This is a genomic window from Alcaligenes sp. Lyrl_28 (assembly GCF_051948705.1).
Lineage (GTDB): Bacteria > Pseudomonadota > Gammaproteobacteria > Burkholderiales > Burkholderiaceae_B > Alcaligenes > Alcaligenes ammonioxydans.
This window is the reverse complement of record NZ_JAYJLG010000003.1, coordinates 332,170-358,534: the sequence shown is the minus strand read 5'-3', so window position 1 is coordinate 358,534 and position 26,365 is coordinate 332,170. Positions and strand designations below refer to the sequence as shown.

24 protein-coding genes are annotated in these 26,365 nt (G+C 56.7%); 8 read left to right on the top strand and 16 right to left on the bottom strand.

All coding sequences use genetic code 11. From position 1 onward, the window contains the following. Positions 1 to 110: 110 nt before the first annotated feature. The 4 genes from VF694_RS09370 to VF694_RS09355 form a co-directional block, all read right to left on the bottom strand. Positions 111 to 2,576 carry a DNA internalization-related competence protein ComEC/Rec2 gene (locus VF694_RS09370; RefSeq protein WP_440164164.1) on the bottom strand — a complete coding sequence of 822 codons (2,466 nt, stop codon included), beginning with the start codon at positions 2,574 to 2,576 and terminating at the stop codon, positions 111 to 113. A gap of 224 nt (positions 2,577 to 2,800) precedes the next feature. Next, entirely contained in the window at positions 2,801 to 3,634 is an 834-nt protein-coding gene (locus VF694_RS09365; RefSeq protein WP_003801350.1) for a TatD family hydrolase, read from the bottom strand. A gap of 75 nt (positions 3,635 to 3,709) precedes the next feature. Beyond that, entirely contained in the window at positions 3,710 to 4,423 is a 714-nt protein-coding gene (locus VF694_RS09360; RefSeq protein ID WP_003801352.1) for an ABC transporter ATP-binding protein, read from the bottom strand. After that, positions 4,416 to 5,690, bottom strand: coding sequence for a lipoprotein-releasing ABC transporter permease subunit (locus tag VF694_RS09355; RefSeq protein WP_003801355.1), 1,275 nt, complete (start codon positions 5,688 to 5,690; stop codon positions 4,416 to 4,418). Before VF694_RS09355 ends, VF694_RS09360 begins: the two co-directional genes overlap by 8 nt. 42 nt (positions 5,691 to 5,732) lie before the next feature. Between VF694_RS09355 and VF694_RS09350 the strand changes: the two genes are divergently transcribed. Together VF694_RS09350 and recJ are read left to right on the top strand one after the other, a co-directional pair. Next, positions 5,733 to 6,680, top strand: a complete 948-nt coding sequence (locus VF694_RS09350; RefSeq protein WP_440164162.1) for a hypothetical protein — start codon at positions 5,733 to 5,735, stop codon at positions 6,678 to 6,680. Then, positions 6,662 to 8,386, top strand: coding sequence for a single-stranded-DNA-specific exonuclease RecJ (gene recJ / locus VF694_RS09345; RefSeq protein ID WP_003801358.1), 1,725 nt, complete (start codon positions 6,662 to 6,664; stop codon positions 8,384 to 8,386). The genes VF694_RS09350 and recJ overlap by 19 nt, the downstream gene beginning before the upstream one ends. Before the next feature lie 84 nt (positions 8,387 to 8,470). On the opposite strand, the gene VF694_RS09340 is transcribed toward recJ, so the two are convergent. The 6 genes from VF694_RS09340 to VF694_RS09315 all read right to left on the bottom strand — a co-directional run bounded on the left by VF694_RS09340 (position 8,471) and on the right by VF694_RS09315 (position 13,999). Then, positions 8,471 to 9,400 (bottom strand): dienelactone hydrolase family protein, encoded by a 930-nt coding sequence (locus tag VF694_RS09340; RefSeq protein ID WP_131071906.1) that lies wholly within the window; start codon positions 9,398 to 9,400, stop codon positions 8,471 to 8,473. A gap of 323 nt (positions 9,401 to 9,723) precedes the next feature. Continuing rightward, positions 9,724 to 10,125 carry a hypothetical protein gene (locus VF694_RS09335; RefSeq protein WP_440164160.1) on the bottom strand — a complete coding sequence of 134 codons (402 nt, stop codon included), beginning with the start codon at positions 10,123 to 10,125 and terminating at the stop codon, positions 9,724 to 9,726. Between the two features lie 241 nt (positions 10,126 to 10,366). Beyond that, positions 10,367 to 10,840 carry a hypothetical protein gene (locus tag VF694_RS09330; RefSeq protein ID WP_003801366.1) on the bottom strand — a complete coding sequence of 158 codons (474 nt, stop codon included), beginning with the start codon at positions 10,838 to 10,840 and terminating at the stop codon, positions 10,367 to 10,369. Next, positions 10,837 to 12,447 carry a hypothetical protein gene (locus VF694_RS09325; protein ID WP_440164158.1) on the bottom strand — a complete coding sequence of 537 codons (1,611 nt, stop codon included), beginning with the start codon at positions 12,445 to 12,447 and terminating at the stop codon, positions 10,837 to 10,839. Before VF694_RS09325 ends, VF694_RS09330 begins: the two co-directional genes overlap by 4 nt. A 2-nt stretch (positions 12,448 to 12,449) precedes the next feature. Continuing rightward, positions 12,450 to 12,893, bottom strand: coding sequence for a ShlB/FhaC/HecB family hemolysin secretion/activation protein (locus VF694_RS09320; RefSeq protein ID WP_440164156.1), 444 nt, complete (start codon positions 12,891 to 12,893; stop codon positions 12,450 to 12,452). Between the two features lie 182 nt (positions 12,894 to 13,075). Then, on the bottom strand, positions 13,076 to 13,999 hold the full coding sequence (locus tag VF694_RS09315; protein WP_219235949.1) for a DMT family transporter: 924 nt from the start codon (positions 13,997 to 13,999) through the stop codon (positions 13,076 to 13,078). A 348-nt stretch (positions 14,000 to 14,347) separates the two neighbouring features. Here VF694_RS09315 and VF694_RS09310 point away from each other — a divergent pair, with 348 nt between their 5' ends. Further along, positions 14,348 to 15,280 carry a bile acid:sodium symporter family protein gene (locus VF694_RS09310; RefSeq protein ID WP_440164155.1) on the top strand — a complete coding sequence of 311 codons (933 nt, stop codon included), beginning with the start codon at positions 14,348 to 14,350 and terminating at the stop codon, positions 15,278 to 15,280. Positions 15,281 to 15,396: 116 nt separating this feature from the next. Here the strand turns inward: VF694_RS09310 and VF694_RS09305 are convergent, their stop codons facing one another. Next, complete coding sequence (locus VF694_RS09305) at positions 15,397 to 16,308, bottom strand: DMT family transporter (RefSeq protein WP_059317749.1); 912 nt, start codon at positions 16,306 to 16,308, stop codon at positions 15,397 to 15,399. Between the two features lie 693 nt (positions 16,309 to 17,001). Here VF694_RS09305 and infA point away from each other — a divergent pair. From infA to lysS, 5 genes are all read left to right on the top strand, one after another. Further along, on the top strand, positions 17,002 to 17,274 hold the full coding sequence (infA, locus tag VF694_RS09300) for a translation initiation factor IF-1 (protein WP_003801377.1): 273 nt from the start codon (positions 17,002 to 17,004) through the stop codon (positions 17,272 to 17,274). Positions 17,275 to 17,386: 112 nt separating this feature from the next. After that, entirely contained in the window at positions 17,387 to 19,096 is a 1,710-nt protein-coding gene (locus VF694_RS09295) for a methyl-accepting chemotaxis protein (protein ID WP_440164153.1), read from the top strand. A 113-nt stretch (positions 19,097 to 19,209) separates the two neighbouring features. Next, a protein-coding gene (prfB, locus tag VF694_RS09290) for a peptide chain release factor 2 (RefSeq protein WP_131071568.1) occupies positions 19,210 to 20,314 on the top strand; the annotation gives its coding sequence in 2 pieces (ribosomal slippage) (positions 19,210 to 19,290 and positions 19,292 to 20,314; 1,104 coding nt in all). Beyond that, the gene (locus VF694_RS09285; RefSeq protein WP_059317751.1) at positions 20,315 to 21,052 is read left to right on the top strand and encodes an SDR family NAD(P)-dependent oxidoreductase; all 738 of its coding nucleotides are present in this window, start codon (positions 20,315 to 20,317) and stop codon (positions 21,050 to 21,052) included. Positions 21,053 to 21,063: 11 nt separating this feature from the next. After that, positions 21,064 to 22,587, top strand: a complete 1,524-nt coding sequence (gene lysS / locus VF694_RS09280) for a lysine--tRNA ligase (RefSeq protein ID WP_059317752.1) — start codon at positions 21,064 to 21,066, stop codon at positions 22,585 to 22,587. A gap of 327 nt (positions 22,588 to 22,914) precedes the next feature. On the opposite strand, the gene VF694_RS09275 is transcribed toward lysS, so the two are convergent. The 5 genes from VF694_RS09275 to iscR are packed head-to-tail and all read right to left on the bottom strand — an operon-like array spanning position 22,915 to position 26,260. Then, positions 22,915 to 23,793, bottom strand: coding sequence for a methylglyoxal synthase (locus tag VF694_RS09275; RefSeq protein WP_059317753.1), 879 nt, complete (start codon positions 23,791 to 23,793; stop codon positions 22,915 to 22,917). A 6-nt stretch (positions 23,794 to 23,799) separates the two neighbouring features. After that, entirely contained in the window at positions 23,800 to 24,123 is a 324-nt protein-coding gene (locus VF694_RS09270) for a HesB/IscA family protein (RefSeq protein WP_003801383.1), read from the bottom strand. Positions 24,124 to 24,176: 53 nt separating this feature from the next. Beyond that, positions 24,177 to 24,560: an iron-sulfur cluster scaffold-like protein gene (locus tag VF694_RS09265; protein ID WP_003801384.1), complete on the bottom strand. Its 384-nt coding sequence runs from the start codon at positions 24,558 to 24,560 to the stop codon at positions 24,177 to 24,179. Further along, complete coding sequence (locus tag VF694_RS09260) at positions 24,557 to 25,750, bottom strand: IscS subfamily cysteine desulfurase (protein WP_059317754.1); 1,194 nt, start codon at positions 25,748 to 25,750, stop codon at positions 24,557 to 24,559. The genes VF694_RS09265 and VF694_RS09260 overlap by 4 nt, the downstream gene beginning before the upstream one ends. 33 nt (positions 25,751 to 25,783) lie before the next feature. Then, a complete protein-coding gene (gene iscR / locus VF694_RS09255; RefSeq protein ID WP_051010420.1) occupies positions 25,784 to 26,260 on the bottom strand; it encodes a Fe-S cluster assembly transcriptional regulator IscR in 477 nt (158 codons plus the stop codon). Positions 26,261 to 26,365: the final 105 nt, after the last annotated feature.

The following is a 26,365-nucleotide window of genomic DNA, read 5'->3' as shown; positions in this document are numbered from 1 at the left end:
AGGCGCGGCTCCTGTAGATCAGTTGTCATGAACGCTCGGACAAGAATTTGACAGATAAAGGGCTATTGTAGCCCAGGCTGACGGCTTTACCCTGCCGTTTATGTCCCCGCTCAGGGCGGTGGGGACGATTGCCAGTAGCGGGCGTAGCGGTCACGCTCGCCAAAGTAATACAAGGCTGACGGACGTGACTCCACCGTCAAAGCCCCCCATTGATCGGTACGCAGAAACAAAGCTCCTGATCGCTCCCAACGAGCCTGCACCAGGGCATGGGGGTGGCCGAAACGATTCCACCACCCCAGTTGGGCAATCGCCAGCCCCGCCTGCATCTGTTTGACAAAATGAGCCCCCGAGGAGGTCCGGGACCCATGGTGGCCGACCACAACCACATCAATGGGCCCCACGCCAGCCGCCACAATGGCTTGCTCCTGCGCGACACCGGCATCGCCTAACAGCAAGGCGCTGTGTCGGGCACCTTGAACCTCCAGCACGCAGCTGACGGCATTCTTGTCCTCCTCGCGACCGGAGGCAGCCTTGTCACTGCTCGGCTCAGCCGGCGGCCACCAGAAGCGAAAACGCACGCCATCCACTTCCCAACTGACATCCTGTTCGCAGCGCCGGATCTGCTCTGGGCGCGGAGTGGAGCCCGTCGCAACGCCCAACAGGCGCTCCTCCCGACTCACATGCAGGTCCAGATCAAAGCTACTGTATGACCGACTGACCGGGGCGGCCTGCAAGACGCTGCGCGTCCCGCCCACATGATCCATATCGGCATGGGACAGCACCAAGGTATCTATCTGCCCTATCCCTGCTGCTTTGAGCCAAGGGGCGATGCTGCGTTTGCCCTCGTCCGAATCAGGGCCATAACGGTTTCCCACGTCAAATACCAATACCTGACTGCGGGTACGCAAGACTACGGCACTGCCCTGGCCGACATCCAGCGCAAATAAATCCCAGTCCCCTTCCTGAAGTAAAGAGGGGCGAATCGCCATAGCGGGGATCAACAGCGACAAGCCGCTCAAGCGGGACACAAACCCTCGGGGCAAGAGCAGAAGCAAGACCCCCAGCAAAGCCAGCACAGTCCAGGCCCAGTGTTGCGCAGGCACCGGAACGCTCGCCAGGTGGCGCTCAGCCAGCCATACCGTGGGCTGCATCGTGAAGTCCAGCGCGGCATGAGCGAGATAAGCGAGGAACTCACACCAGGCCGACGGTGCCTGGAGTGCGACCAGGATCAATAACAGCAGCACCAAGGGCGTGACAATCGAACCGATCAAGGTGATGGCGTACGCATTGGCGGGCAAGGAAGCCAGAGATACCTCGTGGAACAAGGGAGCCACGGCGGGCAACAAGGCCAGGGTAATCAGAATCTGCAGCCAGGCGGCAAACCCCATTCTGCGTCCCCAACGCTGCCACCACGCCCCAGCTGGCGGCACCTGTCCCATGAGCTGAGCAAAAGCGAACAGAACCGATACCGCCCCAAAGGACAAATAAAACCCGGTCGTCAGCCCCGCCCAGGGGTCGTGCAACACCACGACCCATGCCGCAAGCAGCAAGGTTCGGCCCGCGCCCAAATGCAAACCCCGGACACGACACAGGCCCACCACCAGCAACATCAAGAACGTACGTTGGGCTGGCACCCCCCAGCCTGCTATAAGGCAATACACCCCCGCCCCCGCAATCCCTACCCAGGTAGCAGCGAGCTGAGCCGGAATCTGCTCAGCCAGTACCCAGCGTCCCCAGCGGACACGTCGCCAGCACCAGGACACCAGACCGGCTAGAAGCACAGCCAGAAAGGTAACGTGCGTGCCACTGATGGACACTAAATGAGTCAGCCCGCTGCGATTGAAAATCAGCCAGTCCGGCGCAGCGATGCTGGCTTGATCCCCCAAGGACAACGCCAACATCACCCCGCCCCAGCGCCGCTCCTGCACATAAGGCAGCAAGAGCTTGCGAAGATGATGACGCACGCGCTCAGTCCACGTATGCCAGGAATCAGCCGGATCAAAAGCCAGGGGTTGCGGCTGACCCCGCACACTGCCAACAGCCCGCCAGCCTTGAGTGATGGCATGACGCTCTGCATCGAAACCGTGGGGGTTACGTGCTCCTTGCGGGGGTCGAACTAAGAGAGACATCCGCCAACGCTGGCCAGGCATCAGTTCCGGGAAGTGATGGTCAGGGGGCTCTCGATACAAAGAGTACCGTTGGGCTGCATTCCAGCGCACCAGGATATGCTCTGGCAAACCCGGCGGCTGGGAGCGCAAAACCCGTGCTTGAAACTGCCTGTGGCTGGGTCCTGCCTGCACTAAAGAAAGGATTTCCAACTCGACACGACTGACTTTATTGGTATCTTCCGCAAGGACAGACTGGCTGAGTCGATCCTGTATGTGCCAAACGCTGTAGCCGGCCCCCAAGAAGGCAAACACCAGGACATAGCTCACGGGAAACCGTGGGACTAGCACCAGGCACAGCAGCGCTGCACCCAGCCAGCACCAGACTGAATACCCTAAATAAGACGGTGCCAGAAAATGGGTAAATGTTGCAGCAGCCACAAAGGCAGCCAGACATGCCCGCCCTATCATGCGTTCTGTCCTGCCATATCGCCCCCAAGCCAAATCTGTAGCTTAGGAGTCCAGGCACCATCAGACCGTTACGGCAAACAACTTTGCTCACCTCGGCTTGTACCTACGAATCTTTCCCGCAACCGTCCATCAACCCGTCAAAACCGGGTCAAGAAGAGGCGCGACATGACAGGGCGAAAACCGTTATGGGAAAAGACAGTCGCACCCTGATCGCTCAAGCGCATTCACTGTCCCTGGCTCGACAGAAATGCATCCAGGCGAGGCAAAACTCGGCGGGCCGTGGCTCCAGTCTGCGCAATCACATCTGCCACATTAAGCCCCCGCAACTGCGCCAGACTGTCGGCCACCCCATACACCTGTGCCGGTTCGTTACGAACCGACGCCAAGGCAGTCCCGGGCTCCACCAGCCAGGACGGGGCCAGATCTGGAGCATCGGTCTCCAGCACCATATCAGCCAGACTCAACGCCTGCGCCAAACGGCGAATCTGTTTGGCGCGGCCAAATGTCATGGCCCCACCGAAACCCAAGGCATAGCCCTGGCGCACAAACATCTGCGCTTGCTGTTCGCTACCATTAAAAGCATGGGCAATCCCGCCGACTGCGGGATATTGGCGCAGATATTTCAGCACGCGATCCTGGGAGCGGCGAACATGTAGAAGGACAGGCAGACCATAGCGTTGCGCCAGGCCCAACTGGGCGTCAAACAGAAATTCCTGATGACGGCTGGCCTCGTCGGTTTTCAATTCGGGTACAAAGTAATCCAGACCGATCTCGCCCAAAGCGACTAGACGAGGATCAGGCAGCCGCAACTGGATTTCCCGCTCCAAGGCCTGCAGGTCCGTTACCCCTGCTCCCGGTGTAAACAATGGATGAATACCCAGCGCATACACACCACCGGGCGCTGCCAAGGCGGTCTCGCGAGCCGTCTGAAAATCAAACACGGCGACCGACGGCACCACAATCGACTGCACACCGGCTGCGCGGGCGCGCGCCATGACTTGCTCACGGTCCCGGTCAAATTCAGGAGCATCCAGATGACAATGTGTGTCGATAAGCATTACAGAATTCCGACAATAGCCCCTTCAGGTCAGCAAAGAGCAGATACACTGGGCCACATCGCGTCCGGCCGGGTGTCAGGACGGTCGATTGGCTCTGATTTCCTGGGTCAAATACCCCTTGTCCATCAGCAACTGACGATGCGCCAAGGAGGCCAGAGCCTGATCATGGGTGACGATCACAAACGCCGTGCCAAACTCCTCATTGACCCGGCTCAACAGCTCGAACATGCCTTCGGCGGTATAGCGATCCAGATTGCCCGTGGGCTCGTCCGCCAGCACGCAGGCTGGTCGTGTCACCAGGGCGCGCGCCAGAGCGACCCGTTGACGCTCCCCCCCGGACAACTGGCCCGGATAGTGATGCACACGCTGCGACAAACCCACCTGCTCCAAAATCTGCTGAGCCTGCTCGCGGGCTTCTTTGCGCTTCATGCGTCGCACGATCAAAGGCATGGCCACATTGTCCAAAGCATCAAACTCAGGCAGCAAATGATGAAACTGGTAGACAAAACCCAGCACCTTGTTGCGCAACTGGCTGCGCTCGCCTTCATTCAGGCTTTCCGTCTGCGTGCCGTTGACCTCGATACTGCCTGAATTCGGTTTATCCAGCAGACCCAGAGCATGCAGCAAGGTACTTTTCCCCGAACCGGAAGCCCCGATAATGGCCACCATCTCACCACGGCATACTTCCAGATTCACACCCGAAAGTACGTGGATAGTGTTGCCGCCTTCTTCGTACTGAACACTGACATCGCGGGCGCGCAACACGGTGGGAGCGATAAGATCAGTCATGACGCAGCACCTGTGCAGGTTGGAGCTTGGAGGCACGCCAGCTGGGGTACAGCGTGGCCAGGAAAGACAACACTAGGGAAACGATGGCAATCAGCACAATATCGTAAACCTGCGGATTGGATGGCAGTTCACTAATGAAATAAATCTGCTGGGGCAGGAATTTACGACCCATCAGGTTTTCAATAAAGGGCACGATCACGTCGATATTGTAGGCAATCAGCGTGCCCAGCCCCACACCCAACAGGGTACCCACCACCCCGATCAGCGACCCCTGCACCAGAAAAATGCGAGCAATCTCGCTAGGCGTGGCGCCAATGGTGCGCAAAATCGCAATATCCGACTGTTTATCCTTGACAGCCATAACCAGCGACGACAGCAAGTTAAAGGCAGCAACGGCCACAATCAGCGCCAGAATCAGAAACATCATGCGCTTTTCAGTTTGAACAGCTGCAAACCAGGTACGGTTATTGGCGGTCCAGTCCGACACCAGCACATTACGCGGCATGGCGCTGGCCAATTCCTGTCCCACCAAAGGGGCTTGCTGCATGTCTTTGATACGCAGACGCACGCCGCTGTTGCCGCTGTCACGAAAGATCTTCGAGGCATCTTCCACGTTCACAAACGCCAGACTGGCGTCGTACTCGTAATAGCCCGAGGAGAACACACCGGTGACGGTAAACTGACGCATGCGCGGTGAAAACCCCGCCGGCGATATCGAGCCTTGCGGAGCCATCAACATCACCGTGTCGCCAGTGCTGACTCGCAACTGATTGGCCAACTGCTCACCCAGCACAATACCGAAGGTGCCCGGTTGCAAATTCTCCAGTCGGCCCATGACCATTTGCTGGGCCAACTCGGACACCTTGCTCTCTTGTTCGGGCTCAATCCCGCGCACCTGCACCCCCATCAGCTGGTTGCTGCGCACCAACATACCCTGCCCCGCAACATACGGAGCGGACCCCACCACAGCGGGATTGGTCTGGGCTTTTTGCGCCAGAGCGTTCCATTCGTTCAAGACCTGCTGATGATCGGCATTGCGCACAATCAGTTCAATATGCGGCAAGACTGAGAGCATGCGATCACGCACCTGAGTCTGAAAACCATTCATCACGGAGAGCACAACAATCAGCGCGGCCACGCCCAGGGCAATCCCCGCCATTGAACTGCCCGCAATAAAGGACACAAAGCGGTCTTTGTGTCCGCCACGCCGTTTGCGGCCTTTGGCCAGACCGGCATACCGCGCCCCAATCCAAAATTCGTATCCCATGCGAGCTGCTATCGCCTCAAAGAAAACACTACAATCGCTGTCATGCAGATCGTAATCAACGGCGCGCTGCCGGAACCGGCCATCGCGCGCGAACTCATTAAACACTTGCCCCAGAAGGCCCCTGCGCTGATTCAACTACTGACTCAGGGCACAGGCACCCTGTCGGTACGCGACCCAGCGACGGACCTGTGTACACCCGCACAATCCTGGCTGTTGCAGGCCCACGGTTTTACGGGGGACCAAGCCCAGCATCTTAGCGCAGGTCTGGCCCCTTTGCGGCTACGTCAGTTGAAACAAATCCACTCGGTAGCACCGGATCAGCCTGTCTGGCTGGCCGAACTGGTACACATTGCCCCGTCACGCGAGGGCGCCATGCTGATCCCCGCCGACCAATTGGCCTTGTCCGAATCCTACAGCCGAGCCTTGTTGCAGGCCATTGCTCCGTACCTGGACGACACTGGCTTTCAATTCGAGTATCTCAGCCCCGAATGGTGGCGCGTCACACCACCGGCTGATTTTACGGTGCAAGCGGCCTCAACAGAACTGGTCAGTCAAAGCAATTTGAACAATTGGTGGACTCAAGATGTGCAAACCCGCCCCTGGCGTCGTCTGATCAATGAATTTCAGATGCTGGCCTTTGCCCTGCCCGACAATCGGCAGCGCGAACAGGCAGGTTTACCCAGTGTCAACAGCTTGTGGCTATTTGGTGGGGCGTCCTGCCAGCAGTTAGGCCGCGAACCTGGGGACTTGCATCTGGTGGATGATTTGCATGACAGCTTGATACGGCAAGACTGGGGGCTTTGGCTTGAACAACTGGCCCAATTGGATCGCACCCTGCTTGCCCCCTTGCTCACAGGGCCCATGCCAGAGCTGGTGTTGACCGGACTGGACCGCTACGCTCACGTCGGTCCCGCGGCGCGCCGTATCTGGCCTTTTTCCCTGTTCAAACAACCCTCTAACTGGAGTCAGTGGTGGTCACCCCTATCCTGAAAACCCGTCCCGTCCAAGAAGCCGCCAGCCACGCCCTGAAACAGGCCGGAATTCACGATTTAATGGCCCGCTTGCTGGCCTCCCGAGGAGTGACAGACGCCGCGCAGATTGATCCAGCCTGGCGCAATCTGATTCCACCTGCCATGCTGACACAGGCCCGTGAGGCCGCTGCCCTGCTGGCCGATGCCATTGCCCGTCGTGATCGCATGTTGATCATCGCCGACTACGATTGTGATGGTGCCACGGCCTGCGCCGTAGGCCTGCGCGCCCTGCGCAGCATGGGAGCCATTGTGGACTTTCTGGTTCCCAACCGCTTTGAAACCGGCTACGGCCTGTCCCCAGCGGTCGTCGAACTGGCCGAGCAACACCCCTCGGGCAAGCCGGATCTGCTCATCACCGTCGATAACGGCATTGCCAGTATTGAGGGCGTCGAGGCTGCCCATCAGGCAGGAATGAAGGTGCTGATCACCGATCACCACTTACCGGGCGATGAGTTGCCCGACGCGTTGGCAATTGTGAATCCCAACCAGCCCGGCTGCGCCTTTCCCTCCAAAAACCTGGCCGGCGTCGGGGTCATTTTTTACCTGATGCTGGCCTTGCGTGCCGAGCTGCGTCAACGCGGCGTTCTTGACGCCAATGGTGGCCCACGCCTGAACGAGCTGGCCGATCTGGTGGCGTTGGGTACGGTGGCCGACGTGGTTAGTCTCGATGCCAACAATCGCCTGATTGTCACCCAGGGGCTGGAGCGCATGCGCAAAGGCCAAATGCAAGTGGGACTACGGGCGCTATTCCAGGTGGCCGGTCGTGACCCCCGCCAGGCCAGTGCTTTCGATCTGGGTTTTGCCTTGGGCCCACGTATCAATGCCGCGGGTCGACTGGCCGACATGGCCTTGGGGATACGCTGCCTGATTACGGACGATGAAGACGAGGCCGCCCATTTAGCTCGCGAACTGGAGGAGATGAATCAGGATCGTCGATCGATTGAGCAAACCATGCGCGAAGAGGCACTGCGTGCAGCTGAACTGGCCGAGCCGGAGACCAGCGCCACGGTCTGCGTTTATCATCCTGAATGGCACCAGGGCGTGGTGGGTCTGGTGGCCTCCCGCCTGAAAGAAAAGTACTGGCGCCCGACCCTGGCTTTCGCCCAAGGTGATGAAGGCGAAATCAAAGGCTCAGGCCGCTCCATTCCCGACGTTCATCTGCGCGATGCACTGGATCTGGTCTCTAAACGCTATCCTGGCCTGATTCTGAAGTTTGGCGGCCACGCCATGGCAGCCGGGCTGACGATTGAAGAGGACAATTACGATGTCTTTGTGCAGGCTTTTGATGAGGCCGTGCAAGAGCTCACTGGTCGCTTCCAATTTGACCCCGTCATTGAAACAGACGGCTCCCTGGAGCCTGAGCACATCAATATCACGGTGGCTGGAATGCTGCAAAAACAAGTCTGGGGGGCAGGTTTCCCAGCACCCGTATTCCGCGACAGGTTCTTTGTTCGCCAGCAGCGCCTGCTGAAAAACAAGCATTTGAAACTGAACCTGGAGCGTAACGGCGAATACTTCGATGCCATCTGGTTCAATCGTGACGCCTTGCTGCCCGAGCATATCGAAGCCGCTTATCGCCTGGATCAAAACGAATGGAATGGCAATGTCAGTGTGCAATTCATTATTGAATTCGCTCAGGACTGCCCCATCAACCCAGCGGGCTGACCAAACCCAATCCCCTGCCCGCACCCCATTAACGTTCGCTATCCCTTGATTATCGCCGCACAGGGATAGCGCACTCCAGATGAGTTAACTCAAATGATCACGGAAGAACCCGCGGATGCGTTCATAGGCCGCTTCGCGGGCAGCCGGATTGGCTCCTACATGCACCCCTGCCTCGCCATTAACACCGTTGGGAACATTTTTACGGACGTAAACCTCATTGTCGCTGTCAAAGGCATGATAGGCACCTTCATACACGCGCAGTTCAACGGGCTCGTTGCGCTGCTGACTACGGGTAGCCAACTCTCGGCAGGGCTCTACCGGCGTCCAATCGTCTTTCTCGCCCGCTAAAATCAGCAAGGGGCCATACGCCGAAAACTCGGGACGCTTGCGCGACTGCCAGCCGCAACCTGGATACAAGGCCACTGCTGCTGCAAATTGCTGGCCCGAACGCCTATACGCTTCACTTGTCGCATCCATTACCGACAGTGCCCCGCTACCCCCGTGCGAAAACCCGATGGCGCCGATCTTGTTCCTAACAATGTCGGAGCGCGAGTTCAGGTATTGCAAGGCCCCATAAGCATCCAAGACCCGGTGTCTGTTCTTGATATCCCGATCCGCAAGAGGAGTCGTGCATATCTGTGACACGCCGCGTGGATTAAAGCTGTCCACCATCAACACCGCATAGCCCATCTCGTTGAGCAACTGCGCCATTTTGGTAAATCGCGGGGTGATGCGCCCAGTCTTGGCAGATAATGCTCCGGCGCAGCCATGAAACATAACAACAGCAGGAAAAGGCGCCTGAGCGGCCGGCTTGAACAGGTATCCGTCCAGCGTTAAAGCCTGATCTCCCTTCCACGTATCAAGGCTAGGAAAACTAAGCTGCTCGGGCTGCACCGGTTCTCCCTGCGCCACTCCCAGCATGGTCCCGCCCAGCACCAAAGCCGCTGCAATCAGGCCCCTGAACCGCGAACCAGACCTACGCGTAAAGCCGCTGGCTGTCTGCTCTGCATCCATCCGATTATTCACCAGGCTCTGTCTACTGTTTTTCATCGCCACCACGACCAGGAAATCTCGTTTAGAACATAAAGCTTGCTGCTGTCACCAAGTGGTACGGCGACGATGCAGCTTCATCCCTAGTGCAACATAAATGAAAGTGTGATTCAACCGAGCTTGGCAGGCCTATGGACGCTATTGATTGCCGTGACCGCTTGTCCCTTAGTGCTCTTTGCTCACACTCCCCGCTACTGAGACAAGGTGTAAAAAATGATCGGCCCTTTGCTTTAATTCTTGTTAGAACCTATTTACATCCCACATCAACATTCATAGTCGATTTCGCTCTACTTGTCCGACATCGTGCCTTTCAGATGCGAATTTGGAGACTGCTCAGGTAAGGCCCATAGGGTCATGAACAATGAGGTGCCACCCCCTAACAACGCACTCACCCAATCCTTTAGACCGGGAAACACAAACATATTCCAAAATAAGGCAGTCAGCGCCCCCAGAAGGGTAATTAATAAGACACTAAGCCCTGTTTTTGTAGGTTGCACTACGCTATAGAGCAAGGCTAATAGCAGCGCTGGAACACCATAGAAAACAAGCGCATTGAGTGCGGCCAGCAAAGCACCTGCCATACTGCCTACCAGCACCACCCATACCTCATCCCCGGTCTGTGACCCCGACAAAGCCAGCCATACCCCAATAAATGGGCCGGCCAGCACGGGACACAGCAAGAAACTCAAAAACACACGCCTGCGTGGGTATGGGCTCATGGCTTGCGCCCCTGTTCCTGGCTATACCTCGGAGGTCGAAACATAAACAAACCTCAGCCCTTATCACAAGACGAATTAAATGATTCGCCGCTAGGATACTTAAACAAATCCCTTAATACTATCAAGAGCAGCAATGGCACTGTTGGTGCCGGTAGCTGCATCCAGGCCACTGCCCATTAGAGCAGATTTGTCGACCCGCTTGAAATGGTTTTCACGACCTGAAGCTTTGCTCTCCTCTAGATGGGGGCAAAACAACCATCGCCGTTATCAGCGAAAATATCGCACCTAATACGAATGCCTTTGACTGTATGTTCTGCAAAATTAATGGATAAGCGTGTTGAAATCTAGCTGATAGATCATTTCCACCCAACCCAAAAACATACTCTGTCCAAGCATATGCTGTAGAACCTCCACATATAAAAACGAGCAAGTAACTCAATGCTCCTCGTTTTAGCTTTATCCAAGCATAAAGCGCCCCCAAGATAGCTGCGGGAACCACTTCAAAGAACAGGGCAACAGCCATAGAGAGCAGCAACATTACGAACTGAAGCCATACATTCAACAAAATCCCTACGGTATCGGAAGCAGGCATCGTGAATAGAATTGCCAATCCCATACACAACCCTCCCCACATAGGAACGAGAGAGAAAGCCAATATGACTCTCAATACAGGATACTTACTCATGGCTTACATCCCTGCGCTTCACTATATCCAAGTAACTTGCAACCAAAGCGAACTCGTGATGCATAGTCCAGAATATCAACACCTGAAATTCTTGATGCTGTTCTGAAAATAATTCTTTCGGTAAGGTATTTTTCATGGATTGGCTGAAGAATTTTCTGCTCGCTCATTAATTGGTTGATATCCCAAGACACAACATTATTAATCGTTTTATTATACAAATTGCTGAAATTACTAAACCCAGCATCCATCAGTGAGTTACCCGCTTCTGCTCGCCACTCATAAATGGAAGGTGCATTTATTCCAGCTAGAACAGACCCTAATAGAAACGTATAACCAGACCCACTTCCATCTGCCCCCAAGCCCGTTAATGGTGCTCTGGAAACAAATTCCGCACCCCCATACCATTTCGCCCCCGAACCAATGTTCTGCTCATAACGGTCCGATGCCCCAAAGAAATCCGCACGGTTATCAATGGTGTTGTAGTACAACGCAAAGCGCGACTCTGCTCCAAGGCTGTTGTAGACATAATCAAAGGTGTTTTTGGACGAACGAGTCACGTCTCCATTCAATAAGGCCCAGGCATCTTGCATGGCAATGTACTGCGTGGCCGTATTGACCGCCGTACGACATGCATCACCAAGCGGATTGGCCGCGCAAAGCGCATTCATTTCTTTATCTAGAAACTGACTGAGCCGTTCAGCCTCTTGCTGGCTGGCCTTCTTTTGCTCCTCGGAGGAACATGTCTTGCCGCTCAGGCAGGCTTTCACTTTATCGACCGAAGATTGCGTCAGATAGTTGTTATCAAGAGCAGCAATGGCGCTGTTGGTGGCGGTAGCCGCCTCCAGACCACCGGTTGCACTGATACCGGCCATCAGCGTTGCAATCAGATTGCGCTTCGCTTCTTTTGCCTGCGCCGTCTCTCCCGGTTGATCCAGGAACAGATTGGTCAACAAGCTACTGCTTGCAGCGCCTAGTGCCCCGCCAGCACAAGCTTGATCGCTGGCCGCCGCTCCCGCACATGCCAGCACACCATGCAAGGCGGCATGCAAGGCGCTGCCTTCGGTCAATGTGCCATCTTTAACTAAGCCGCCGATAAACCCGGCCCCTTGCTGTTGCAGGTAATTGACCACCAGATTCTGGGCAAACTGTGAGGAGGCGCCAGTCACATTGCCCCCCGCGGCCGCCGCCAGGGCTGTCAGCACCTGACGGCCAGCACCACCCGGGGCCCAGATTGCCGTGGCTTTTAGCTGTTGTTCAAGCGCCGCCAAACGGGCAGGATCACGCTCACCTTCCGGCTTGCTCCGCTCACGATCCAATGCATTCTTGGCGGCTGTGGCTTCTTTGGCCCGATTGTTCAGGAATACGCCGGTCTCACGTTGCAAAGCCCCGACAATCTCAAAACCCGCCTGAATTTCCTGCTCATTAAAAATCGGCTTAAGAGCATTGCTGCCGTCCTGGCTCGTCAATACGTCACGGTTCAAACTGGCAAGACGCTCATCCAGTGTTTCCCCTGTCAGAAGCTGTTGCTTAGCTTGATCTGTAATGGTGATTTGGGCGCCACTAATACCGCTAGACGTGGTGCTGCCACTCTTGCCGCTGGCCGCCATGGTTAGGCAAGGTGGTGCCAGGCACCTGCTCCCAGCCCAATCACGGAACCCGCTAAGTTGCGCTCTTGAAGCCAGCTTGTGGACGGCCCACCCACATGACCATAATAAGCACCCACTGATACACCGATTTCATTGTGCCAGGCCCAGCCACGCTCACCCATGAGCATCAGCTCACCATCAAAGCCACGCACCGAGTAACGGCCACCAATAAAACGCTGGGACTGATCCCCCTCCAGCCCGATCTGTGAAATAGGAAAACAAGGACTTTCCTTGTCAGGCAATTGCTCGGGAGCGGGGATTTGCACAGGCGGCAAACGCACATCAGGCAGGCTCTCTTGCTGCTCACGCAGCACACGTTCCCGTTCCTGCTGTCGCAACAACTCTTGCGCCATTCCATTTTGTGTCTGCGCCAATGCAGGAACAAACGGCGCAAACAAAACCAGCAAAGGCCACCTCTTGGGCCAAACCGTGCCCCTCATCACCCATATCCCTTTTCGTAAGCATCAATATTTTTTTCTAATACCAGGAAACTGGCGGGGCTAATGATACCCAAGTAAACAAATGATGGGCGCGACAGTAATACCCTGTAGAAATACTTACGAATAAGGACAATTTGAATGGCTAGCCATCAGGACAATCTGGCTTCTGAACGCTGCGGCAAAGTCGCGAGCACCAAGCCCGCCAAAGCCAGGATGAAAGCGTACACATGCACGGTGGTGAAGCTCTCCCCCAACACCAGCACACCCACTGCTGCGGTGCCTAACGGCATCAGCACCATAAACACTGCGGCTTGCGAAGCAGGCACGGAACGCACACCCGTCATCCACAGCCAAACCGTCCAGACACTGGCGGCCAAAGAATAAAAAACCAGCAGCGGCCAGATCCAGCCTGCCGGTGCCGTGAAATCAAAATCCCAGGCGGCGTATAAGCCTAGTGGCGTAATCAGGGCCAAACTGCAGAGATTAATGATCGCGCTGATACGTTTGGGGCTAAGCATGGCAGTCAGGCGTTTGCCAATAACGGCGTAGGCCGATTCGCACAGGACCGCACAAAAAATCAGTGCATTACCCAACCACACTTTCCCTGGCTCCAATTGATCCACCCCGTGCTCATCAGCCTGCACCCAAGCCAACAAAGCAATACCCCCCATGCCCAAGGCCAAAGACGCCCACGTACGCGGTCCTATGCTTTCTTTTAGAAAATACCAGCTGAACAAGGCCACCATGCCAGGGATGGCCGACAAAATAACGCCCGCAGAGACCGCACTGGTCATGCTGATGCCCGTCACCATGCAAAGAGTGAAGAGGAAATTGCCCAGGAAGGATTCCAGAAAAATCAGGCCTCGAGTACGCAGGTCCAGTGCGGGCTCCGTCGATGGTTTGCGTACCCAGCGCAGCATGGCTATTGCGCCAATGCCAAAGCGTAGCCAGGCCAGCAAAAACACTGGCAACGCTGCGACCAGGGGCCGCGTCAGGGCGATATAACTGCCCACCAAGGACATGGACAAGGCCAAACACGCGTAGGCCGTCAGACGTGATCCCGCTCTCTTCACCCACCCTCTCCTAATACACACATTCGCCAGGCAGCTAATCAAAATACCACGGTGACCAGGGTCTACAATACGCCCGAGCTCGACCTTCCTGGATAAAAGACATGGCCTGCCATGTTGCCCGTTTCGCTCACCGCCGCCTGTACCCCTGACCTTACCCAGATCTGCTGTACGGCACTGTGTTGCCAGCGTTTTATCCCACCCCTGCGGAACGTCGCGTCGCCAGTCCTTAAGCAGGATTGCGATGTAGGGCCGGGACAATCCGGCCCGATCCATGCTGCTCCCCATCACAGACTAATCCGCATCGTGCCAGCCTACCGGCCAGCCGTGCTCCTTGAAGGAAATTTGATCATGCAGGCTATCGCCCGCCTGAGCCGTTTTGTTGGCAATACCTTTGCCATCTGGGTTCTCCTGTTTGCCATTCTGGCTTACTACTTCCCCGACCACTATCGCTGGTTGGGCGCCTATATTGTTCCACTTCTGGGCATCATCATGTTCGGCATGGGACTGACCTTGTCACGTCAGGACTTTGCCGAAGTGTTTGTCCGGCCCGGCCGGGTGGCCATCGGCGTACTGGGTCAATTCATCATCATGCCCGCCCTGGCCTGGTTTTTGACCTACGCTTTTTCTCTGCCACCCGAACTGGCCATTGGCGTGATTCTGGTGGGTTGCTGCCCCGGCGGCACCTCGTCCAATGTCATGACCTTCCTGGCTCGTGGCGACCTGGCCCTGTCAGTAGCCATCACTTCGGTGACCACTTTGCTTGCGCCCATTGTGACTCCCGCCCTGATCTACTTCCTGGCCAGCCAATGGCTGGAAGTCAGCGCCACGGCCATGTTCTGGTCCATCGTTCAGGTGGTGATTCTGCCCATTGCCCTGGGCATTATTGTGCAATCCCTGCTGGGTGAGAAAATCCAGGCCGGCGTGGCCGCCCTACCCCTGATCTCGGTAGTGGCCATTGTGGCTATCGTCGCTGCGGTGGTGGCTGGCAACCAGGCCAAAATCGCAACCAGCGGCCTGCTGATATTTTCGGTCGTGGTCATCCATAACACGCTGGGCTACCTCCTCGGTTATTTGTTGGCCCGCCTGAGCGGCATGCCTTTACCTCAACGCAAAACACTGGCAATTGAAGTGGGCATGCAAAACTCCGGACTGGGCGTGGCACTGGCCAGTGCCCACTTTTCGCCATTGGCCGCTGTGCCCAGTGCCATTTTCAGTGTCTGGCACAATATTTCCGGACCTCTGGTGGCGACAATCTTCCGCCGCATGCGCAACGACAAGTAAGCCGTCACTGCCGCATTCAGGAACTTGAGTTCAAGACCTGAAAAGGGCGCTCCACAGAGCGCCCTTTTTACCTTTCACCTACCACCTACCGTTAGACGCTCAAACGAGCTTATCCCTTACGTCTTGCGCGACGACACATAAATACCGCCCACAATCAGCAAAAAAGCCGCGCCATGGTAGGGCTTGGGCGTATCGCCCAGAATAAAGACGGACATCAACGCGGCAAAGACAGGCATCAGATTGACGAAAAACCCGGCGGTGGCTGCACCCACGCGCTGGACCGCGACCCCCCAGCATCGGAGAGCGATCAGAGCCGGCCCGGTACCGACATACAAAATAGCCAATACCAGCCCCCAGGACCAGTCGATATGCCAGTCGGTAAACTTCCACTCCATGGCGGCAAACGCACCCGACCAGATCAACCCGAAAAAGACTTGTGCCATCACCACTGTCGCCCAGGTCTGAGCGATGACCCCCTCATGGCGCCGCGTGCTAAGCATCCAGCTGTACACCGCCCAGGCAATGGTGGCGATCACCATATACAGGTCGCCCGGCACAAAACGAAACGCCACCAGTTCCTGCCAGTCCGCCCGGGTCAATACCAGTAGCACGCCCAGCAAAGACATCAGGCCGCCCAGCAACTGACGGCCATTCACGCTGGACTTGAAGAACAAACGCCCAATCACCAGCATCCAAAACGGTAAGCTGGCATTGACTAGCGTCACATTGATGGGAGAGGAGCTCTGTAGCGCCAGGTATTGCAAGGCGTTATAAATCCCTATGCCCAGCAAACCCAGGATGGAGTAACGCTTCCAGTTGGCCCACAGGTTGCTGTTGCGTTGCAACACCTGCCGCCCCACAAAAAGCAAGATGGTAAACGCGACCAGCCAACGAAAAAAATTCAGGGTAATGGGAGGGACCTGATCATGAATCAGGCGCCCTACAATCGCATTGCTTGCCCACAAAATCGTGGGTAATACCAGTAAAGCAGTGGTGCCAGGGGTCAGTTTCTGAGTGCTCACAAGCATGTCCTAAAAAACAGCAACGGCGCATCTGATCCCTCTTCAGATCAGCGCTGCGCCGTTACGATGGGCCTAGTATATAGGCAAGAGCGGCCTGCTCTCTACGCCTGGACCGGACCGTTTGCACACTCATGAACTGGTCAATCTTTGACCAATCCATAAATATTATTTATAATCATACAATTGTCACGTCATGGTGCCGACTGAATACCATTGGCCCATCCCATTCACGCTCGTCTGGCTTTCACAACAGCAGATGCAGCTACCCAGGGTAAATCGACCTTGAAACACCCCCACTTTTGGGAATAAGGCTTGACCTGTTCAAGCGCCCCAAGTGCATTACTTGGCACCACAACCCGTATCGTTGACCGCATGGGCCTGTTCCAGGCGGCGCAATGCAGGTCTACGTTCTTGGCAAGTCGTCGTGTTTTTGCCCGCTTTTCAGGTATGCAGATTCCGTCTGCACAGGCGGGTTCCCCTCATGAACGCTGGGCATGTTTTCAATTTGATCAACCCGACCCTGTCCGGAACCCCCTGCTCCTGACAGACACTGTTTCGCCCCGATTTTTATGGGCCTAGTCCCAGGCTGGACCTTTGATACCCTTACCCGGTTTGTCGGTCTGCCTTGTGGCTGAGCCTGTCCCCGTCCCGCCCTGCAGGGCCAGACGGGAATTATTATTTTTAAAGGAGTCCCGATTTATGGCCAAAGAAGAGCTACTTGAAATGCAAGGTTCCGTCACCGAAATCCTGCCTGACTCGCGCTTTCGTGTCACCCTGGACAACGGTCACGCAGTTATCGCCTACACAGGCGGCAAGATGCGCAAACACCACATCCGTATCCTGGCTGGCGACAGCGTCACTTTGGAAATGTCGCCCTACGACCTGAGCAAAGGTCGCATTATTTTCCGCCACCTGCCCAAACGCGTTGGCGCTCCCAGCTCCGCGCCGCGTCGCAGCCCCCAGCGTCGCTAAAACCTATCGCCACACCCCTGTCACAATTAGATGCAAAGATAACCGTGCCTGACAGGGGTGCGACAAACGCCATCAGCGCCTAGGCGCACCCCACTTTACTGTGGGAGTCGCCTTGAAAAAACTACTGACGCTCAAAACAGGCTTTATCGCCTATTTTGCAATCCTGAGCCTGTTTTTAGTCCTGATGATGATTGCCCTGCAGCACCTGAGCAACAGCATCGAACAACGCAAGCACCTGGAAGCGCAGCGCCATCAAACCACAGCGCTCAGCAAAGACTTCAAACGCATCAGCGAATTACTGAGCCGGCAGGCTATCGCGTTTGTCTCCAGCGAGCAGATCGAGTTCCAGGAAAACTTCCGCCATCTGCTGGCGGTGTTTACCGGTGCCCAGGCGGATCAGGAGGGGGTGACCCTGAGCATGCTGGAACGCTTCAACGATCTGGACCTGGAACCGGCCGAACAGAATCTGCTGCGCTCGGCCTATGATCAGACCCTGGCATTGAGCCAAGTTCAGTTCGAGGCCATTCAAACCGCCAGCGGCCAGTTTGAAGACAGCAACGGCGCCATCCGGATCGCTTTGCCCAATGCCCTGATGGCCAAAGTGCTGGTGTTCAGCCAGCAATACATTCAGGCATCCACCCAAATCACCCACACGCTCGACCAGTTCGAGCATCAGTTCAGCGAGCGCCTGGATCAGTCCCTGGGGTTGGCCGGTCGCAGCAGTGATCGCGCCTTCAGTTTGGCCCTGGCCGCCCTGGCGCTGTTCTTCATCGCCAGTACAGTCGCACTGCGCCTGCTGTACCGCTCCATCAAGCAGCCCTTGGACCAGGGTGCCAATCTGGCCAAGGAACTGGCGCAAGGCAAACTCAATGCCCAATTGAGCGTGCGTCGTCACGACGAGTTTGGCACCTTGCTCACCGCCCTGAACGGCATCGGACAGGGCGTACAAACCGTTGTACATCAAATTCGTGAACAAACCGGTCTGATCCGGGAAGGGGCGCACGCGATCGTACTGGGAAGCCAGAACCTGGGCACACAGATTCTGGAGCAGTCGACCGAGCTCAACCAGACTGTCAAAACCATGAATCAGTTGGCCGACACCGTAAGACAAAATGCCCGGCAGGCCCAAACGGCAGACCATCTGGCCCAAGATACCTCCAGCCAGGTCGCACAGGGCAATCTGGCTGCGCACACCCTGCTCGAGACCATCAATGCGATTGCCGATAGCTCGCACAAAATGAGCGAGATCACCAAGCTCATTCGCAGTATCGCCTTTCAAACCAATATTCTTGCCTTGAACGCCGCGGTGGAAGCGGCCCGCGCCGGTGTGCACGGCCATGGCTTTGCGGTCGTCGCTGCCGAGGTACGCAACCTCGCCCTTCGTTCCACGGATGCCTTGCAACAGATTTCCACCCTGATCTCCAGCTCGGTAGAACAAACCGAACAAAGCTCGGCGGCGGCGCGCGGCATGGCGCAGGTGATGGCCAGCACGCAGCACAAGGTCAATGAAATGCGCCGTATTGTGGCCGACATTGCACAGGCCTCCCAGGATCAGGCCACCCACATCGACTCAGTGAACCAGGCCATGACCCATCTGGACCAGCAAGGCCAGAGCAATCGCCAACTGCTTGAACACAGCGCCCACACAGCCCAGGAACAACTGGAGCAAACCACGTTGCTGGCACAGGTCGTGGCGCATTTCAGCCTGGATCAAGCTCTCTCCGAACCGGCGCCTCACTCCCAAAGCACCGTATCAAACCGAGATTCCTACCCTTCTGCACCCGTCTATCGTGCCGTCGCTTGCACAATGTCCGGTTCCTGAGCGGCCAATACGTGCCATAGACCGCCGATAAGGGTAAAATCGGAAGTTTGCCGCGCGCCGCCTTTGCAGCGCTGGTGCGCATGGCACCTCAAACATAGGAAAGCCGCTGAATCATGGAATCGGAACGACTTAATCAACTGGAAGCCCGCCTTGCCGATTATTCGGAGCGGGAAAATGCCTTACGGAGGTATCTTTGACTACGATGAAAAAGCGCATCGCTTGCACGTAGTCAATGCCGAACTGGAAGACCCCAACGTCTGGAACGACCCGCAACGAGCCCAGGATCTGGGCCGCGAGAAAAAAAGTCTGGAAAACGTGGTGCATGTGCTCGATGCCTTGCACAAGGGTCTGAAAGACTCGCAGGATCTGTTTGAACTGGCTGCGATGGACGATGATGATGCCACCATTGCCGCCATCGAGGAAGATTGCGCCGCCATGGCCAGCCGGATCGAAGAGCTGGAGTTTCGCCGCATGTTCTCCAACCCTGCCGACCCGCTTAACTGCTTTATGGATATCCAGGCCGGCGCCGGTGGTACCGAAGCCCAGGACTGGGCCTCCATGTTGCTGCGCATGTACGTGCGCTATGCCGAACACAAAGGCTTCAAGGCGGAAATTCTGGAACAGTCTGACGGGGACGTGGCTGGCATCAAATCGGCCTCCATCAAGATTGAAGGCGATTACGCCTATGGTTTTCTGCGCACCGAAACCGGGGTACACCGCCTGGTTCGCAAGAGCCCCTTTGATTCGTCCAATGGTCGCCACACCTCGTTTACCAGTGTGTTTGTCTACCCGGAAATTGATGACTCCTTTGAAGTGGAAATCAATCCGGCCGACTTGCGTATTGACACCTACCGCGCCAGTGGCGCCGGTGGTCAGCACATTAACAAAACCGATTCGGCAGTTCGTATTACGCACGAACCCAGCGGCATCGTGGTGCAGTGTCAGAACGACCGTTCGCAGCACCGCAACCGTGCGGAAGCCATGCAAATGCTCAAGTCCCGCCTGTATGAACTGGAAATGCGCAACCGTATGGCCGAGCAGCAGAAACTGGAAGACTCCAAGAGCGATGTAGGCTGGGGACACCAGATCCGCTCTTATGTGCTGGATCAAAGCCGTATCAAGGACTTGCGCACCAATTACGAAATCTCCAATACGCAAAAGGTACTGGACGGCGATCTGGACCCCTTTATTCAGGCCAGCCTGAAACAGGGTATTTAAATGCACGCTTCCACGCTGACCATTTTGAGTGGTGCCTCACGTGGCCTGGGCTTGTCCCTGGCGCGTCAGGCGCTGGCCGCTGGCCACCAGTTGATTACGCTGGCCCGCAGCGAGCTGCAGCTGGACGCGCCCCCCGGGGCGCACCAGCATCTACAAGTGGACCTGGCCAGCGCGGAAGGCACACAACAGGCTGCCAAGGCTGTGCAGGCCTTGATCAGCCAGGCCCAGGCTCAACGCTACGTGCTCATTAACAATGCAGGCACGGTTGATCCTGTTGCGCAGGCCAGCCACCTGCTCGATGCCCAGGCCATTACACAGGCGCTGCAACTGAACGTCGCCAGTGTCATGAGCCTGACCGCCGCCTTTTTACAAGGCGCCCCCAAGGATGCCCAGCGACAGGTGCTCAACATCTCTTCGGGTGCCGGCCGCAAGCCCGTATCGGGCTGGGCCGTGTATGGAACCAGCAAGGCCGCGCTGGACTTTTACACACAGACCCTGAAGCTGGAAAACCCGGAGCTGGCCGTTTGCTCCCTGGCCCCTGGCGTGGTGGATACCGATATGCAAGGCCATATCCGTAACCAGTCCCGCGACCAGTTCCCGAATCTGAGCCGCTTTATCGACCTGCATCAGAAAGGGCAGCTAAGCAGCCCGGACGACACAGCCAAGCAAATTCTGCGCTATCTGGACAGCCCTGCCTTTGGCCAGCACGTTCTGGATGACATCCGCCACTACGAATAAGTACTGACACAATGACTGAACCGCTAGACACTTCCGCACCCGTTGTAGACGAGAACCGCCTGATCGCCGAGCGCCGCTCCAAACTGGATCGCCTGCGCGAGAATGGCATCGCTTACCCCAACGATTTCCGCCCCGATGCGCACGCTGCCGAACTGCACAGTCAGTACGGTGAACAGGACAAAGATGCCCTGGCAGCAATCAATAAAATGGTGAAAGTGGCTGGCCGCATGATGCTCAAACGTGTCATGGGTAAAGCCAGTTTTGCCACATTGCAAGATGCCTCGGGCCGCATCCAGATCTATCTGGACAAAGGCGTACTGGGCGAAGAACGCTACGCGGAATTCAAAGGCTGGGATATCGGTGACATCCTGGCTGTGGAAGGCACCGTCTTCAAAACCAATAAAGGCGAACTGTCGGTACACGCCACCAGCGTTCGCCTGCTGGCCAAGTCCCTGCGCCCCCTGCCCGACAAATTCCACGGTCTGGCAGATCAGGAACTGAAATACCGTCAGCGTTATGTGGACCTGATCATGGGTGAGCACACTCGCCAGACATTCCTTGCCCGCAGTAAGGTCATGAGCAGTCTGCGCCAGCACATGGCCCAGGCCGACTTTCTGGAAGTGGAAACCCCCATGCTGCACCCGATCCCGGGTGGTGCCTCGGCCAAGCCTTTTATCACGCATCACAACGCGCTGGACATGGAAATGTACCTGCGTATCGCTCCCGAGCTGTATCTGAAGCGTCTGATCGTGGGCGGTTTTGAACGCGTGTTCGAGATCAACCGCAACTTCCGTAACGAAGGTGTCAGCCCCCGTCACAATCCCGAATTCACGATGATGGAGTTTTACGCGGCCTACACCGATTACCAATGGCTGATGGACTTCACTGAAAATCTGATTCGCGAAGCAGCGATCAGCGCCTGTGGCACGGCAACCCTGCAATATCAGGAGCGCGAGCTGGACCTGAGCCAGCCCTTTGATCGCCTGACCATCACCGGTGCGATCATGAAGTACGCTCCGTCCTACACCCAGGAGCAGTTGCAGGACCTTCAGTTCCTGCGCACCGAGCTGGCGCGCTTGAAAGTGGACGTGAATGCGCCGCCATTGCGAGATGCGGGTCTGGGCGCCCTGCAACTGGCTCTGTTTGAAGAAACTGCGGAATCCAAGCTCTGGCACCCTACGTTCATCGTGGACTACCCCGTGGAAGTATCGCCATTGGCACGAGCCTCGGATACCCAGGAGGGCATTACCGAGCGCTTTGAGCTGTTCATCACTGGCCGCGAGATCGCCAATGGCTTCTCGGAGCTGAACGACCCTGAAGATCAGGCAGCTCGCTTCCAGGCCCAGGTTCAAGCCAAGGATGCTGGCGACGAAGAAGCCATGTTCTACGACGCCGACTACATCCGCGCACTGGAGTACGGCATGCCTCCTACAGGCGGCTGCGGTATCGGCATCGACCGTCTGGTCATGTTGTTGACCGATAGCCCCGCGATCCGCGACGTGATCCTGTTCCCTCACCTGCGTCGCGAAGACTGATCGCTGCGCCAGACTCGGCTCTCGCCCGGGCCGTTGCGCCGCTTAAACGCGGCGCGGCGGCCCGGGCGAGCGTCTTGGTGAACAGCGCTGGGCGATTGAACATCGCAACCCTGACAGCCATGTTCGCTCGTTGAGCCACTGACTCTGGTGTAATTCGGCATACCGAATCGACCGAAGCACCTCGTCAAGCCGCAACAGCCAGGTTGGATGCCCCCTTGCCTGGTGCACTCCATGCCTCCCGGACAACAAAAAGGACGCCTTAACGCGTCCTTTTTGTTGTCTGCTCAACGATCAATACATCGTGCGGTGCCTGTACGGACAGCGCATTCAATCCACCGGCAAGCGCATCACCGCCTGCGCCCATTTATGGGCCACTTCAGGCGAAGAAAAACACGAGGCTTTATCCGCCACCACACGCACCGCGCGTTCCAGCAACTGAATGTCGGCTTCGTGCTGGCGCGCCACGTGCGGATCTTCAAAGAAGATCACTCGCTGGCAACGGTTTTCCAAGACCAGCTCCGCAATTTGTGCATCGCCACCCAAAGGGCCGCTCAAGTAAGACTGAATCCAAGGTGTTTCCTTGGGCCAGCCTTTGGACCAGGCCAACTCGTTTAACAAGCGACTGGTCGTGCCCGTCCCCACACGCTGCCCAAATCGCGACAGCAGGTCAAAATGCTTGCTGGCAAAATCAACCATTTTCTCCTTGAGGGCATCATGCGCAATCAGGGCCAAGGTTTGATTAGGGAAGTCGAAAATACGTTTGCAGCTCGAGTCTGGCCACAAACCGCGGCTGACACGCTCTACTTCGATCCATTCAATGGCCCCCATCAAGGTGGAGATAAAGGGTCGGCCATGCGTAATGCACTGACGCTTGAGCGCCAGGGCTTCCGGAAAAATGGAAGAAGGGTCCACCGGGTCGATCAAGTAAATGGCGCCATCAAACGGCGGCGTGCCGTCCGGGTTTTGCGTCACCCGGGCAACCAGTTTCATCAACCCTCCATCACGACCGTAGGGATAGCGAACCAGGCCGCCGTAACCTTCCAGCAGGCCCGAACGCTCAATCGCGTTGCAGGTACGCCCTACCGTATAGAGCTCAATCTCCAATTCGCGAATACCGCTGGCCGAACGCCGCAACCACTGAAACAAAGCCGCATCTGCCGAATCATGGTGCAATTGATTGGCCGCCAAACCAAAACGTAATGACATGAGTTCCTACACGGTAAACGATTCGCCACACCCGCAGGAGGCTTTCTCGTTTGGATTGATGAACTTGAAACCTTCATTGAGGCCATCGCGGCCATAGTCCAGACGCGTGCCATCGATGAAAGGCAGGCTTTTGGGATCAACAAACAGTTTAACGCCGTGCTCTTCAAACAGTTGGTCGCCTTCTACCGGCTCATCAACAAAATCCAGTTTGTACGCCAGACCCGAACAACCGGTCAGGCGCACACCCAAACGTAGCCCCAAGCCGCCACCACGCTTTTTTAAATGACGCTGGATATGTTCTGCGGCGGGCTGAGTAAGAGAAATAGACATAATCTGTTCCTTTCTATACACCTGAAGCACAATCAGCCTTCAGGCTTGGACAACTAAAACACGCCTTTGTTCTGCACCGAGGCAACGGCGGCCTGAACCGCCTCCTGGGCCAACAAAGCACAATGCACTTTGACCGGGGGCAATTCCAACGCCTGCTGCACGTCCGCGGACGAAAAGCAGGCTGCCTGCTCCAGACTGCGATTCTGCAACCACTGGGCGGCAAACGACGCAGCGGCAATGGTGCAACCACAACCATATGCCTTGAAACAGCTCTCCTGAATCTGGCCCTGGTCGGATACCTTGAGCTGAATACGGATGACAGCCCCGGTCTTATGGCTACCCGCCTCCCCTGTCCCGACATCAGCATCACTGCTGTTCATGACACCCACATGACGCGGGTGCAGAAAATGCTCCATGACGGCGTCACTATATCTCATTGTGCGCACGGCTCCGACGCAGACTCATCCCACAAGGGCGAGATGGCCCGCAGCTGTTCGACCACACGGGCGATGGCGGCGATCGTGTCATCCACCTCCTGTTCGGTGGTGAACCGGCCAAGACTTAAACGCAAGGAGCTGTGCGCCAACTGATCGCTACGACCCAGGGCGGTCAACACATAGGAGGGCTCCAGGCTAGCCGACGTACAGGCCGAACCGCTGGACACAGCCAGCTCCGTCAAGGCCATCATCAAGGCCTCACCCTCAATATGATCCACGCTGATATTCAGGTTATGCGGAACGCGCTGCTCCAAGCTTCCATTCAGGTAAAGATCCGGGATACTTTGCAGCCCCGCCCATAAACGATCACGCAGCGCCGTAATGCGCTGATTGTCCTGATCCATCTCCTGGGCAGCCAGCTCAAAAGCTCGCCCCATGCCGACAATCTGATGCGTTGCCAGAGTACCGGAACGAAAACCGCGCTCATGGCCCCCGCCATGGATCTGCGCTTTCAGACGCACCGCCGGCTTACGACGAACGTACAGGGCGCCAATCCCTTTGGGGCCGTAGGTCTTGTGTGCCGACATGGACATCAGATCCACCGGCCACTCCTGCACATTGATCGCCACCTTACCGGTCGCCTGGGCTGCGTCCACATGGAACAGCACCTTGTGCTCACGGCAGACAGCTCCCAAAGCCTGGACATCCTGAATCACGCCAATCTCGTTATTGACCAGCATGACCGAGGCCAGAATCGTGTCTGGGCGAATGGCTTGTGCAAACACCTGCGGGTCAATGAGTCCATTGGGCAGTACATCCAGAAAGGTGATTTCAAACCCTTCATCCTGCAAGGCCAGGCAGGTATCGAGCACGGCCTTGTGCTCCGTACGGACGGTAATGATATGGCGGCCTTTGGCCTGATAAAACTGGGCGGCCCCTTTTAACGCCAAATTGATGGCCTCGGTCGCCCCCGAGGTCCACACGATCTCGCGCGGCTCCGCTCCGATCAGCGAGGCCACCTGGCGGCGCGCTTGGTCCACCGCCTCTTCGGCATCCCACCCGTAAGGATGGCTGCTGGAGGCAGGGTTGCCAAATCGTTCCGTCAACCAGGGGATCATGCTGTCGGCCACACGCGGGTCTACCGGTGTGGTGGCGGCATAATCCATATAGATACGCTGAGCGCGACTCATACAAAACTCCGGATCAGTAGCGGCGAGCGTCCACTACAAGGTACATTCTTCTGGCTGGCCGGCTTCCTGGGCGGCCATCTTGAGTTGACGCAAACGCTGCTGATCAACCAAGTCCTGCAAAGAGACAGAATCCAGGTAATCGACCATTTTACGACTAAGCGTCGCCCAAAGCTCGTGAGTCATGCACTCGCCTTTCTGTCCGTTTGTGCCTTGCTTGCAATTACCCTTGCCACCGCACTGGGTGGCATCAACGGGCTCATCGACCGCAAACACAATGTCAGCAACGGTAATGTGACGGGCCAGACGCGCAAGCGTATAGCCACCACCTGGACCTCGAACGCTATCGACCAGCTCATGGCGTCGCAGTTTGCCAAAGAGCTGTTCAAGATAGGAGAGCGAAATTCCCTGTCGCTGGCTGATGCCTGCGAGCGTCACCGGTCCACTTTGCTGGCGCAGCGCAAGATCGATCATCGCGGTTACGGCGAAACGCCCTTTTGTCGTCAAACGCATGATAGTTTCCTTGCCAAAGGCGAAAGCGGCCGGAATGCCAAAGGCAAATCCGACCAATTTGGTCCAGTATAGCAAATACAGGGGAAACTACCGTGCTTGAGCGCG